The organism is Achromobacter sp. E1, from assembly GCF_037039475.1.
Lineage (GTDB): Bacteria > Pseudomonadota > Gammaproteobacteria > Burkholderiales > Burkholderiaceae_B > Achromobacter > Achromobacter mucicolens.
Genome location: NZ_CP146253.1, coordinates 3,779,390 through 3,791,972, shown reverse-complemented (window position 1 = coordinate 3,791,972; position 12,583 = coordinate 3,779,390). Strand labels below are relative to the sequence as shown.

The 12,583-nt window shown below is 67.1% G+C and carries 14 protein-coding genes; 9 read left to right on the top strand and 5 right to left on the bottom strand.

Annotated elements, in window-relative coordinates:
* Nucleotides 1-48: 48 nt before the first annotated feature.
* The 7 genes from V6V88_RS17590 to V6V88_RS17560 all read left to right on the top strand — a co-directional run bounded on the left by V6V88_RS17590 (nucleotide 49) and on the right by V6V88_RS17560 (nucleotide 7,201).
* Nucleotides 49-1,365, top strand: coding sequence for an amidohydrolase family protein (locus tag V6V88_RS17590; protein WP_338615827.1), 1,317 nt, complete (start codon nucleotides 49-51; stop codon nucleotides 1,363-1,365).
* A 154-nt stretch (nucleotides 1,366-1,519) separates the two neighbouring features.
* Nucleotides 1,520-2,710, top strand: coding sequence for an AMZ family class C beta-lactamase (gene blaAMZ, locus V6V88_RS17585; RefSeq protein ID WP_338615826.1), 1,191 nt, complete (start codon nucleotides 1,520-1,522; stop codon nucleotides 2,708-2,710).
* Nucleotides 2,711-2,917: 207 nt separating this feature from the next.
* A complete protein-coding gene (locus V6V88_RS17580) occupies nucleotides 2,918-3,847 on the top strand; it encodes a DUF2242 domain-containing protein (RefSeq protein ID WP_338615825.1) in 930 nt (309 codons plus the stop codon).
* Nucleotides 3,848-3,952: 105 nt separating this feature from the next.
* A complete protein-coding gene (locus tag V6V88_RS17575) occupies nucleotides 3,953-4,378 on the top strand; it encodes a CopD family protein (protein ID WP_223576143.1) in 426 nt (141 codons plus the stop codon).
* A 272-nt stretch (nucleotides 4,379-4,650) separates the two neighbouring features.
* Nucleotides 4,651-5,454 carry a MetQ/NlpA family lipoprotein gene (locus V6V88_RS17570; RefSeq protein WP_223576522.1) on the top strand — a complete coding sequence of 268 codons (804 nt, stop codon included), beginning with the start codon at nucleotides 4,651-4,653 and terminating at the stop codon, nucleotides 5,452-5,454.
* A gap of 6 nt (nucleotides 5,455-5,460) precedes the next feature.
* Nucleotides 5,461-6,564 (top strand): ATP-binding cassette domain-containing protein, encoded by a 1,104-nt coding sequence (locus V6V88_RS17565; protein ID WP_155721784.1) that lies wholly within the window; start codon nucleotides 5,461-5,463, stop codon nucleotides 6,562-6,564.
* Nucleotides 6,545-7,201: a methionine ABC transporter permease gene (locus V6V88_RS17560; RefSeq protein ID WP_056324005.1), complete on the top strand. Its 657-nt coding sequence runs from the start codon at nucleotides 6,545-6,547 to the stop codon at nucleotides 7,199-7,201. Before V6V88_RS17565 ends, V6V88_RS17560 begins: the two co-directional genes overlap by 20 nt.
* 33 nt (nucleotides 7,202-7,234) lie before the next feature.
* On the opposite strand, the gene V6V88_RS17555 is transcribed toward V6V88_RS17560, so the two are convergent.
* Complete coding sequence (locus V6V88_RS17555; protein WP_338615824.1) at nucleotides 7,235-8,257, bottom strand: hypothetical protein; 1,023 nt, start codon at nucleotides 8,255-8,257, stop codon at nucleotides 7,235-7,237.
* A gap of 140 nt (nucleotides 8,258-8,397) precedes the next feature.
* On the opposite strand from V6V88_RS17555, the gene V6V88_RS17550 reads away from it, so the two are divergent.
* Nucleotides 8,398-9,588 carry an aminotransferase class I/II-fold pyridoxal phosphate-dependent enzyme gene (locus tag V6V88_RS17550; protein ID WP_338615823.1) on the top strand — a complete coding sequence of 397 codons (1,191 nt, stop codon included), beginning with the start codon at nucleotides 8,398-8,400 and terminating at the stop codon, nucleotides 9,586-9,588.
* On the opposite strand, the gene V6V88_RS17545 is transcribed toward V6V88_RS17550, so the two are convergent.
* Complete coding sequence (locus V6V88_RS17545) at nucleotides 9,563-10,048, bottom strand: hypothetical protein (RefSeq protein WP_056324012.1); 486 nt, start codon at nucleotides 10,046-10,048, stop codon at nucleotides 9,563-9,565. The two genes, V6V88_RS17550 and V6V88_RS17545, sit on opposite strands and share 26 nt — an antisense overlap.
* 145 nt (nucleotides 10,049-10,193) lie before the next feature.
* Here V6V88_RS17545 and ppk2 point away from each other — a divergent pair, with 145 nt between their 5' ends.
* Complete coding sequence (gene ppk2 / locus V6V88_RS17540; RefSeq protein ID WP_338615822.1) at nucleotides 10,194-11,351, top strand: polyphosphate kinase 2; 1,158 nt, start codon at nucleotides 10,194-10,196, stop codon at nucleotides 11,349-11,351.
* Between the two features lie 4 nt (nucleotides 11,352-11,355).
* On the opposite strand, the gene V6V88_RS17535 is transcribed toward ppk2, so the two are convergent.
* The 3 genes from V6V88_RS17535 to V6V88_RS17525 are packed head-to-tail and all read right to left on the bottom strand — an operon-like array spanning nucleotide 11,356 to nucleotide 12,471.
* Nucleotides 11,356-11,706 (bottom strand): DOPA 4,5-dioxygenase family protein, encoded by a 351-nt coding sequence (locus V6V88_RS17535; protein ID WP_062839067.1) that lies wholly within the window; start codon nucleotides 11,704-11,706, stop codon nucleotides 11,356-11,358.
* A 19-nt stretch (nucleotides 11,707-11,725) separates the two neighbouring features.
* A complete protein-coding gene (locus V6V88_RS17530) occupies nucleotides 11,726-12,088 on the bottom strand; it encodes a translation initiation factor Sui1 (protein ID WP_175234502.1) in 363 nt (120 codons plus the stop codon).
* Nucleotides 12,088-12,471 (bottom strand): RNA-binding S4 domain-containing protein, encoded by a 384-nt coding sequence (locus tag V6V88_RS17525; protein ID WP_062839065.1) that lies wholly within the window; start codon nucleotides 12,469-12,471, stop codon nucleotides 12,088-12,090. The genes V6V88_RS17530 and V6V88_RS17525 overlap by 1 nt, the downstream gene beginning before the upstream one ends.
* Nucleotides 12,472-12,583: the final 112 nt, after the last annotated feature.

The following is a 12,583-nucleotide window of genomic DNA, read 5'->3' as shown; positions in this document are numbered from 1 at the left end:
CTTTTCATAAAAAATTCCGGTCCCGCGCGGTCCGGGAGGAGACCACTCATGTCCAGAATTGCGATTACCAACGTTGTGATCTTTGATGGAAGCGGCGATGACGTCTTTGACGGCGAGTTGCTGATCGATGGCGGGCGCATCGCCGAGGTGGCGCGCCTGCCCGGCCGGGTCAACCGGGACGGAGCGCGCATGGTCGATGGCAAGGGCCGTTTCCTGATGCCGGGCATGACCGAGGCGCATACGCATTTCTCGTGGAACGACCAGCCCACGTTGGCCGCCATCCAGTTCATGCCGCCCGAGGAACATATCTTGTGGTGTGTGCGCGTGGCCAAGCGCTACCTGGAAATGGGATGGACCTCCGCCATCGGCGCGGCGGCGGCCAAGCCCCGGCTGGACGTGGTGCTGCGCAATGCAATCGAGGCCGGCGAATGCCCGGGGCCGCGCTATCTTGCCGGCAGCCAGGAGATCACGACCATCGGCGCGCTGGGCGACAACACGTTGCCGCACATGCATTTCGCAGAGCTGAGCTTTGGCAGCGTCTGCAGCGGCCCGGAGGAAATCCGCCGTTCGGTCCGCACGTTCATCAAGTACGGCGTCGACCACCTGAAGATCAATCTGTCGGGCGAATACATCGCTGGCCTGCCGGCCGAGATGTCGCCCTTCGCGGAAGATGAAATCGCGATGCTGGCGTCCGAGGCCAAGCGTTACGGCAAGCGGATCGCGGCGCACGCCCGGTCCAGCGAGTCGGTCAAGCAATGCGTGCGCCACGGCATCGAGATGGTCTATCACGCCAGCTTCGCGGACGACGAAGCGCTGGATATGCTGGAAGCCAATAAGGACAGGCACTTTGTCGCGCCCGGCATCGGCTGGCTGGTGCGCACGGCCTACCACGCGTCCGATTACGGGATCACCCCCGCGATCGCGGAAAGCATGGGCTACAAGCGCGAGCTGGAGATTGCCTCGGAAAGCCTGCGCAAGATGCACAAGCGCGGCATACGCATCCTGCCGGGCGGTGACTACGGCTTTGCGTGGATGCCGCATGGCACGAACGCCAACGACCTTCAATACTTCGTCGACTATATTGGCATGACGCCGGTCGAGGCCTTGGTGGCGGCCACGCGACTGGGCGGGCAGATCATGCAGCGGCCCGACGAGCTAGGCATGTTGCGTCCCGGCTACATGGCCGACGTCGTCATGGTGGACGGCAACCCGTTGGACGACCTGTCGATGCTGGTGGATCCCGACCGGATCGTCCTGGTGATGAAGGACGGCAAGGTATGCAAGGATACGTGCGCCACGGCGCAGGACGGCACGGTGCACAGGGATGCGGTCCAGCCGTCGCGAGCCGAGCCGGCCTTGGCCTGACGCGGGGCGCCGATGGCTGGCGTCCCGGTCGGCGGACCTGCCCGTCGGCCGCAGCAGGGGAAGGGCGCCTGATGGCAGGCGCGGCGCGGTACGATTCGGCATCGCCGCGCCGCCGGTCCCGGCGGACGGTCCGTCCCCTTCCTGAGAACGCTGCATGTTCACCCGTAGATATTTCTGCGCCAGCCTCCTTGCGGCTGGCTTTCTTGGCGCCCTGCCCAGTTCGGCTGTCGCACGCTCCGAGCTGCCCTACATCGATAGTGTCGTGAACGAGGCGGCCCGTGCGGTCATCCGCCAGCACGACATCGCGGGCATGGTGATCGCGGTGACGCACCAAGGCCGCCAGCGCTTCTACACCTATGGCGTCGAATCATTGCAGACGAGACGCGCCGTCAATCGGGACACGATCTTCGAAGTGGGCTCGATCAGCAAGACCTTCACCGTGACGCTTGCCGCGTATGCGCAGGCCAAGGGCTTGTTGCAGTTGACCGACAGTCCGGCGCGATTTTTGCCTGATTTGGCCGGCACTGAGTTCGCCAAGCTGACGTTGCTGAACCTGGCGACGCACACGACGGGCGGTTTTCCGTTGCAGGTGCCGGACGAGGTCCGCGACAACGCGCAATTGATGCAATACCTGAAGGCCTGGAAGCCGGAGCATGCGCCCGGCACGTATCGCTCGTACGCCAATCCCAGCATCGGCATGCTGGGCGTCGTGGCCGCTGCAAGCCTGAAGCAGCCGTTTGCCCAGGCGATGGAAAAGGACCTTTTTCCGAAGCTGGGGCTGTCCAGCACGTTTATTGAGGTGCCCGCCGCCAAGGCGTCGCGCTACGCGCAGGGCTACAACAAGCAGGGCGCGCCGGTGCGCGTGAATCCGGGCGTGCTGGCGGCCGAGGCCTATGGCGTGAAAACCAGCGCGCGCGACCTGCTGCGCTTCGTCGAGGCCAGCATGGACATGGACGTGCTGGACAAGGACATCCGCCGCGCCATCGCGGACACCCACGTGGGCTATTACCAGGTGGGCGCAATGACGCAGGACATGGTGTGGGAGCAGTTCCCGTATCCCGTGCCGCTGGATTCGCTGCTGACGGCCAACGCCGGCACGCTGAACAGCCAGAGCCATCCGGCCCAGGCGCTGCAGCCGCCGCTGGCGCCGCAGGCCCAGACCTGGATCAACAAGACGGGGTCCACCAACGGCTTCGGAGCCTACGTGGCGTTTGTTCCCGCGCGCAAGCTCGGCATCGTCATTCTGGCCAACCGCAATTACCCGAACGACGCGCGCGTGCGTCTGGCCGCGGAAATTCTGGGGGCGGTGGACAAGCAGCCCTTGGCGCCGCCCGCCGCGCGGTAGGACCTTGCAGATGCCGCGCATCGAATTCGATACGAATTACGACGCCTGATGTCCCCAGAGGCGGCCTCGCATATAGGGACACGGCCATTAGCCGGGAAACGTCGGAATGCGAACCTGTTTCAACATATCTCCGATCAATTCCGTCCCCAATAAACGGCCGAGTTTCTTGTCGGATAATGCACGTCGTTGCTCCAAGCCGGACCTCTCATGCCACGCGCCACCCGCCGTATCGTTTTTCCCCTGTTCGCCACCCTGACGGCCGTCCTGGCCGGATGTTCTTCCCCCAAGCCCGTTTACGAGCGAGAGGACTTCGCGCAAAGCGATACCTACTCGCGCAGCGTTCCGGCGGCCAGCAGCGCCGCCTGCGATGCGGGCCGGCGCGCCTTGCTCAGCCAGGGATACAACATCGACAAGTACGAACCGTCGCGCGTCACCGGCCACAAGAACTTCGAGGGCGAGGACGGGCAGCATACGCAGATCAGTTTCAACGTGGAGTGTGCGCCCGACGGCAGCGCGCACGAAGGCGCCACCGTGTTCGCCAATGCCGTGCAGGACCGCTATTCGATCAAGCGCACGGGCAATTCGGCCAGCGTGGGGGTCAGCGTGCTGGGCCAGGTCTCGATGCCGTTTGGCGGCAGCGACGACTCGCTGGTCAAGACGGCAAGCCAGACGGTGACGCGCCCCAAGTTCTATGACGGGTTCTTCCAGCTGTTGGAGCGATACCTGCCCGACGCCAAGGCGGCCGCCGCGCCGCGCGAGCCGTCTGCGCGGCCGAAGGGAGCGGCGTCAAAGTCGGCGGCTTCTCCCGCCACAGCCCCGGCCCAGGCGCCGGCCGATCCGGTCGTGGCGCCGGATGCGCCGGCCGACACGCTGAATCCGGCCGCGGCCGGCGGCGACAAGCCGGCGCCCGCCACAGCGCCCGCCACGTCTGCGCCGGCGGCAAAGACGCCCGCCTCGGGGGAGCCCGCCGCCGCGGGAACGCCCGCCGCGGGATCGCCCGCCGCAGAATCGCCCGCCGCAGAATCGCCCGCCGCAGAATCGCCCGCCGCAGAATCGCCCGCGGCCGCACCTGCCGCCGCGGGAACGCCCGCCGAAGGGGCGCCTGCTCCCGCGCCGGCTTCGCAAACCGGCAATTGACGCCGTTGCCGCCGGCGCATCCACCGCCGGCGCGTTTGCCGTAGCGCAAACACTGCAGGCCAGCGCGCCGCATCGCGCCGGCCGCGAGCGGCGATAATGCCGCCCATGACATACCAACTCCTGAAAATGGCCCATGTGGCGGCCGCCGTGGCGTGGCTGGTGGGCTCGCTCTTCGTGTCGCTTTTTCTCCTGACGTCGCAGCCCGAGCATGGCGACGACGCGCCCAAGGAGCGCCGCATGCTCCACGTCCTGCGCCGCTGGACGCTGTTCGTCACCACGCCGGCCATGGTCATCACCTGGTTGATCGGACTGCACCTGGCCATGACGTTCGGCTGGTTTGCGATGAACTGGATCTGGATCAAGGTCGCCTTCGCGATCAGCCTGTCCGGTTTGCTCGGCATGCAGAGCGCATCGCTGCGGCGCATGGCCGGCGGCAGCGGCAAGCGGCCGCCCCTGATCGACCTGCAGGCGCCGTTCATCGTGCTGGCGGCAGCGGCCATCGTGACGCTGGTCGTGGTCAAACCGTTCTGAACGGGCACGCCTGGCCGCCGGTCCGGCGCATGGCGGGGGCGCCATGCCTGCACTGCGATATGACAACGCGCCATATCGAATCAACCGCGTAATAACGACTCAACGAACAAGTCGTTCGCGCGCACAAGCCCCGTCCCTAGAATCGTCTCCTCTCATCACTGCACGGGTTCAGAGGCGATTCCATCATGACTATTCGTACTTTTGCGGCCGAGGCCGCGGCGGACGCGTCCGTTTCCGGCGGTGCGCAGCCCGCGCGTTTCGCATGGGCGCCGATGTTCAAGCGCTTGCTGGGTGCGGTGCTGGCGTCCGCCGCCATGTTCCACGGCCCCGCCTTCTCGGCCGACCCCAAGCCGCTCAAAGTGGGCGTGCGCGGGGGCGTGGACGAGCAGATCTGGGAAGTGGTGGCGCAGGTGGCCAAGAAAAATGGCCTGGCCGTCGAGCCCGTCGTCATCACCGGCACCGCCAGCCCGAACGAGGCGCTGAATAACGGCGATCTCGAGGCAAACGCCTTCCAGCACATTCCCTTCCTGAACGACCAGATCAAGCAGCGCGGCTACAAGCTGGTGCCGGTGGCCAACACGCTGATCTCGCCCATCGCGTTCTACAGCAAGAAGTACAAGTCGCTCAAGGACTTGCCGGACGGCGCGAAGGTGGGCATTCCCAACGATCCCAGCAATCAGACGCGCGCGCTGGTCATCCTGCGCGACCAGGGTCTCATCACGCTGAAAGACGGCTTTGATCCGGCGACCGGCACGGCCACGCTGGCCGACGTGACGTCCAATGCCAAGAAGCTCGACTTCGTGGAAAGCGCATCGGTGGTGCTGGCGCGCTCGCTGCCGGACGTGGACACCGCCGCCATCGTCAACAGCTTTGCGTACCAGGCCGGGCTGATCGCCACGCGCGACGGCATCGCGGTCGAGAAGAAGGACAACAACCCCTACGTGAACATCATTGTGGTGCGCGAGCAGGACAAGGACGCGCCGTGGGTGCCCGAGCTGGTCAAGGCGTATCACTCCGAAGCAGTGCGCCAGTTCATCCTGACGAAGTTCGAAGGGTCGGTGATCCCGGTCTTCTAGGCAATCATGCAACGCGAACTTTCCCTGCCCCAGGACGCCATGCGCGCCACGCAAGCGCCGGCGCGCGACGCGCACATCGTGTTCGAGGGCCTGCAGAAGCAGTACCAAGGCCCCGCGGGCCCGGTTGCGGCGCTATCTGACGTGTCGTTTTCGATCGCGCGCGGCGAGGTGTTCGGCATCATCGGCCGCAGCGGGGCGGGCAAGTCCACGCTGCTGCGGTCGATCAACATGCTGGAACGGCCCAGCGCGGGCCGCGTGTGCGTGGACGGCGTGGACGTGGGCAGCCTGGACGAGGATGCGCTGGTGGGCCTGCGCCGCCGCATCGGCATGATCTTCCAGCACTTCAATCTGCTGTCGGCCAAGACGGTGGCCGAAAACGTCGCGCTGCCGCTGCGCGTGGCGGGCGTGAAGCCGGCTGCCGCGCGGGCGCGGGTGGAGGCGCTGCTTGAGATGGTAGGCCTGCGGGACAAGGCCGATGTTTACCCGTCAAAGCTGTCCGGCGGACAGAAGCAGCGCGTGGGCATTGCGCGCGCGCTGGTCCACGAGCCCGAGATCCTGCTGTGCGACGAGGCGACGTCCGCGCTCGACCCCGAGACCACGCAATCCATCCTGGCGCTCCTTTTGGACATCAACCGCAAGCTGGGCCTGACCGTCGTGCTGATCACGCATGACATGGCCGTGATCCGCGAGGTCTGCCACAACGTGCTGGTGCTGGATGGCGGCCGCAAGGTCGAGCTGGGCGAGGTGTGGCGCGTGTTCGGCAACCCCCAGGCGGATGCCACGCGCGCGCTGCTGCGGCCGTTGCAGCACGATCTGCCGGCGGACCTGGCGGCACGGCTGGTGCCCGATCTGCACGGGCGTCCTGGCGTTGCGGTGCTGCGGTTGCGCTTTACCGGCCAGGGCAGGCCCGACGGCGTGTCGCTGCAGGCGCTGGCTGCGATGGGGCCAGGCGCGACGCTGCTGCACGGCGGACTGGACCGGCTGCGTGGCCACGCGCAAGGCAGCCTGCTGGTGTCGGTGCCCGCAGGCGCATTACAGGAAGAGGCCGCGCGCGCCGCGCTGGTGGCCGATCAGATCAAGGTACTTGGCTATGTCGCTACCGATGCTTGACAAATACCTGCAGGCATTTCTGCAGACGCTGACGATGGTGAGCATTTCCGCGGCCATCGCCATAGGCGCCGGCCTGGCGCTGGCGGTGGTGCTGACCGTCACCGCGCCGGGCAGTCTGTACCCGCGTCCGCGCTTGAACAAGGCGTTGTCGGTCACGGTGAATACCTTCCGCGCAATCCCCTTCATCATCCTGCTGGTCGCGATGCTGCCCTTCACGCGCTTCCTGGTAGGCACGACGCTGGGCACGTGGGCGGCCATCGTGCCGCTGTCGGCGAACCTGATTCCGTTTTTTGCGCGCATTGCGCAGGTCAGCCTGAACGACGTGGACCACGGCCTGGTCGAGGCGGCGCGCGCCATGGGCTGCCGCCGGTGGCACATCGTGCGCCATGTGCTGCTGCCCGAAGCCTTGCCGGGCATCATCGGCGGCATGACGGTCAGCGTGATCGCCATGATCAACGCGTCTGCCATGGCGGGCGCCGTGGGCGCGGGCGGGTTGGGGGATCTGGCGATCCGCTACGGCTACGAACGCTACGAGACGCGGGTGATGTTCGAGGTGATCGTGATCCTGATCGCGCTGGTGTCGATCGTGCAGTTCACCGGCGAGTGGCTGTCGCGCCGCGCCGACCACAAGCGCTAGCGCATGCGTGGCGTCATGGAAGCCTTATCCGGCTCAGCGCAGCGGCGCCTGCGGCATGGCCGCCAGGGATTGCGCCGCCAGCCGTTCCTGCTCGCGGGCCAGCCGGTTGACGGTGTCCTGGTGCTGGTGAAAGCGCGTCAGGTCGGCGTTGCGGCCGAACTTCAATTCGTTGCGGTCCGCGTACCAGAACTGACGGTTGTCATCGAGCAGCGTGATCATCAGCCCGAACTCGTGCAGGATCTGCGTTTCCAGGTCCCAGACGCGCCGCAGTTTCTCGTTGCTTGCCGCCCGCGAGTCCGTCAGCGCCTGCAGGATCTTTGCCTTTTCAGGTTCGGAGATGGTCAGCGAGCGCACCAGCGCGGGCATCTCGTCCAGCACGTCCAGGCTTTGCTGCCGGTAGGCGGGCACCAGCTTTTCGGCCTGTTCCAGAATCAGGCGGCTTTCGATCAGGCCCGAGTCGCGCGCCAGCCGGCCGGCGTCAAAGAGCCGGGGCAGGCCGATTTCCTTGAGTTCCTGCAGGTAGGCGCGATGCTGCGCAAGCCGTTCGCCGGCCACGGTTTTCATGGCCCGTTCCATTTCGCCGTACGGACCCGTGGCCTTGGGCGAGGGGTCGATGGCCGGCACGTCTTCGGGCACGCCGGAGCCGCCGCCGGCCTGCATGCGCAGCGCGTCGATGGCCTTGCGGATTTCGGTGTTGGCGATGTCGCGCTGGCGGTTGTCGTGGCTGCGTTCGGCAAGCGGCACGGCCACGGCGGCCAGCAGGAACACCCCCGCGCCCAGCATGATGCGCACGCGGTTGCGCGGCGTGCGAAAGCGTTTCCAGAGGGAAAAGACGCCCAGGACGACGAGCAGCAGGGCGCCCAGGAGCATGGCGCCGCCGAAGGCCAGTTGCGCAACCTCCAGCATCGTTTCCGGACGGCTGCTGTAGACGGTCCACGCCAGCATCGCGGAATAGACCAGACAGGTGGCGGCCTTCAGGAGCCAGCCGGGTTCGGGCGGAGCCGTGGCCAGAGCGGCCGGGCCGGCAGCCGTGGCGGGCGCTTGCGGGTCGTTCATGTGGCGCGCGAAAACGGGGATACGGCGTTTGACTGTAAAGACTCGCTTGGGCCCCGTCAATGCCGCGGGCCGGCGGCGGGAAGCGATTTCAGGGCAGGCGCGATGCGCGTCTGCATCCACCGATGACAGGAGTCAATGACATGACCGGCCACCCGCAACACGGTTTTGCGGCCCGCGCCATCCACCTGGGCTACGAACCGCTGGACGAACAGGGCGCGCTGTCGCCGCCGCTGTATCTGACGTCCACCTACACGCAGGACGGCATCGAGGCCTTTGACCGGATCCGGCTTGGCGAAGCCCAAGGCTATGTCTACGGCCGCACGCGCAATCCCACGCAGGCGCTGCTGGAGGAACGCCTGGCGTCGCTGGAAGGCGCCGAGGCCGGCGTGGTGACGGCCTCGGGCATGGCGGCCATCTCGGCCACCCTGTTTTCGCTGTTGCAAAGCGGTGACGAGATCGTGGTCGACCAGATTGTCTACGGCACGGCCTTCACGCTGTTCACGCAGGGGCTGGCCCGCTTTGGCGTGCGGGCCGTGTTCGCGGACTTCACCCAGCCCCAGGCGGTGGCCGCCGCCATCGGCCCCAAGACCCGGGCCGTGTACTTCGAGACCCCCGCCAATCCCAACCTGAGGCTGGTGGACATTGCGGCCATCTCCGCCATCGCGCGCGGCAAGGGGCTGCTGACGATCGTCGACAACACGTTCGCCACGCCGGTGCTGCAGCGGCCGCTCGCGCACGGCGCGGACATTGTGTTGCATTCGGCCACCAAGTATCTGGGCGGGCACGGCGACCTGCTGGCGGGCGCGGTGCTGGGACGCAAGCCGCATATCGACGCCATCCGGTTGCAGGGGTTGCGCTACTTCACGGGCGCGACGCTGTCGCCGTTCACGGCCTTTCTGGTGTTGCGCGGGATCAAGACGCTGGAGCTGCGCGTGCAGCGGCACAGCGAATCCGCGTTGAAGGTTGCCAAGCTGCTGCGCGAGCACCCGGCAGTGGCCGACGTGTTCTATCCGGGCCTGTCCGGCACGGCGGGCGCGGACATCGCGGCGCGCCAGCAGGCGGCGGGTGGCGGACTGGTGGCCTTCGAGCTGAAGGGCGGGTTGTCCGCCGGCAAGGCGCTCTTGAACAGCCTGAAGCTGGCGCGCATTGCGGTCAGCCTGGGCGATCCCGAGACCCTGATCCAGCATCCGGCGTCGATGACCCACGCCAGCTATTCCGCCGAGGACCGCGAGCGCTACGGCTTGTCCGAAGGGTTGCTGCGGCTGTCCGTGGGGCTGGAAACGCCCGAGGACATTCTGGCGGACCTCAAGCAGGGTCTGGATCGCGTGTAGCGGCGGGCAGGTCGGCAGAGGCGGCGTCCGTGCGCCGCCAGGCCACCCACTCGCCTTCGCCCTCGAAGTGGCGCAGGCCCCGCGCGGCGGTCGCCAGGCCCGCGCGCAACACGTCCATGTCCAGGCCGGGCAGGTTGCGGAGCAGGGCGGGGGGCAACTGATTGATGTCCAGCACGCGCGCGTCGAAGTCCATCCGCATCAGCCCGCCGCCGTCGGTGGGCACGCGGACGAACCACAGGCTTTCCATGTAGTCGCCGAACCACGGGTCCGGATAAATCGCCTGCGTGAAAACGAACCCGAATTCATGAATGTCGCGCCAGGGCCAGAATTCCTGCAGGCCCATCGCGCGGGCCAGTTCGCCCGAGCGCGTCAGGCCGGCGTCGTCAAAGCGCACGATTTCCTGCAAGGGGTCTTCGGCTGCCGGGGGGCCGGCGAACCATCGCTTGATGAATGACCACATGGGTGTCGCGATCGGAGGGAACAGGGAGGTGAAGTGTAAAGGGGCCGGGGTAGTGTAAAAATGTTACAACCTTTGATCCCAATCAATTTCGCGCACCCTGGCGCAAGCTAGGGTTGAAGTTTTTGGCGCAGCAAGGACAGGACGAATGACCGACAAGATATCGCAGGCTCCCGATCAAGACGAAACCGCCCCGGCGGCGCCGGTCAAGCGCCCCGCCGCGGCCAGGGGCGCGGCGGGGCGCACGGCGAATGCCCGCCCGGCGGCCGCATCTGCCGCCGAGCCCGCCATCGAGCCCGCCGTCGAACTGAGCAAGCGCGTGACGGCGCGGCAGGATGCGGCGCGGCAGGAGACCGCGGCGGTGCTGGCCGATATCGCCGGCCGCTACCAGGTGGGCGAACCGGGCGAGGCGCGCGCGGCCCTGCGCACCGTCATCGATGCGCTGTCGGCCGATGACGCGCAGGCAGTGCATCGCGCGCTGCTCGATGCCAATCGGCAGGCGCCGGGGGCGCGCCGCAACCCCGACGAAGAGCTGGCCGGAGATTGGCGCGAGGGCGTCTATCCCTACCGCCACCGCATGCTGCGCCGCAATTACGAAAAGCAGAAGTACAAGCTGCAGGTCGAACTGCTGAAGCTGCAGGCTTGGGTGAAGGCAACCGGCCAGCGCGTCGTGATCCTGTTCGAAGGGCGCGATGCGGCAGGCAAGGGCGGCACCATCAAGCGCATGATGGAGCACCTGAATCCGCGGGGCGCGCGCGTGGTCGCCCTGGAAAAGCCGTCCGACACCGAGAAGGGCCAGTGGTACTTCCAGCGCTACGTGCAGCACCTGCCCACCGCGGGCGAGATCGTCATGTTCGATCGGTCCTGGTACAACCGCGCCGGCGTCGAGCGCGTGATGGGATTCTGCTCGCAGGACGAATACCTGGCGTTTCTGCGCCAGACGCCCGATTTCGAGCGCCACCTCGTCAGCAGCGGCATCACGCTGATCAAGCTGTGGTTTTCGGTCAGCCAGGAAGAACAGCGCCGCCGCTTCCAGCAGCGCAAGGTGCATCCGCTCAAGCAGTGGAAGCTGAGCCCGGTGGACCTGGCGTCGCTGGACAAGTGGGACGATTACACGCGCGCCAAGGAAGCCATGTTCGCGCACACCGACACCGCCGATGCGCCGTGGATCGTGGTCAAGTCCGACTGCAAGAAGCGCGCGCGCCTGAACGCCATGCGCTATGTGCTGAGCCGCCTGCCCTACGAGGGCAAGAGCGACGACGCGCAGATGGCGATCGATTCGCTGATCGTGGGTCGCGCGCTGTAGGGGTTCAGCCGCCCAGCGCAGCCAGGTTCAACACGTGGCTGCGCCCGATCCACACGGCGCAGTCGCGGTGGTCGCGCAGCGAATTGCCGGTGTTCGGATGCATGAACACATCCAGCGCGCCGTGGTTCAGTGTCAGCCAGGTGGCGATATCGGCCAGATGCTGCGGACCGAACGCGATCTGGTAGCTCCATTGCGGATGCGGGCCCACGGGGCGCTCATGGAAGCGCCCCATTTCCATCTTGCCGTCGAACGTCGCGACGATCCGTTCGCGCAGGGCGAACGCGGCATCGCGGGTTGCCGCGTCGAAGTACACATGGGCGTGCCAGCTCGCGACGTCCGTCACGGGAATTTCCATCGTTCTGTCCTGATCCGGTTCAACCGCCCGCACGCTTGGCGCGGTGGCCTTGTTTCGTGAGCGCGTCGATGATGCGGTCGCAGTGGTCGCCCTGCACCTCGATCACGCCGTCCTTGACGGTGCCGCCCGAACCGCACGCGGTCCGCAGCTGTTTGCCCAATGCGGCCAGGGCGTCGGGCGCCAGCGCCAGTCCACGCACCAGCGTCACGCTCTTGCCGCCGCGGCCCTTGGTCTCGCGGGAAACGCGCGCCACGCCATCGCCCGCCGGGGCCGCGCGGCTGGCCGCCTGGCACTGGCATTGCGCCACAGGCTGGCGGCATTGCGGGCACATGCGCCCGGACTCGGTGGAATAGACCAGGCCGCCTGAGCCGCCGCGCTTCATCAAGACTTGCCCCGCATCTGGTCGATGAGACGCCGATCGCGCTTGGTGGGGCGTCCCGCGTCGATGCCCAGCGCCGGTTCCGGCGCCAGGCGCCGCATTTCGGCGGCGCGCTCACGGGCGGCCACGCTCTCGGGCGTTTCTTCATACAGCAGGCGCGCCACCGGCGCGGGGCCTCGCACGCCGCTCACGGCCACGACGCGTACCTGCAGCGCGGGGTCTTCCTTGCGGACAGCGACGACGTCGCCGGCGCCGACCTCACGCGCGGGTTTGGCCGGCTGTCCGTTCACGAAGACGCGGCCCTTGCCGATTTCCTGCGAAGCCAGGCTGCGCGTCTTGTAGAAGCGCGCGGCCCACAGCCATTTGTCGAGTCGGATCTTGTCCATCCAGCGGGTTCCTGCGGTAAAGCTGTCCAAGGCGTCATGATAGCCCCGCCCGCGCGGCAAAAAAAAACGGCGCCCAGCATGAGCGCCGCAAACCGGCTACGCGGTGTCCGGG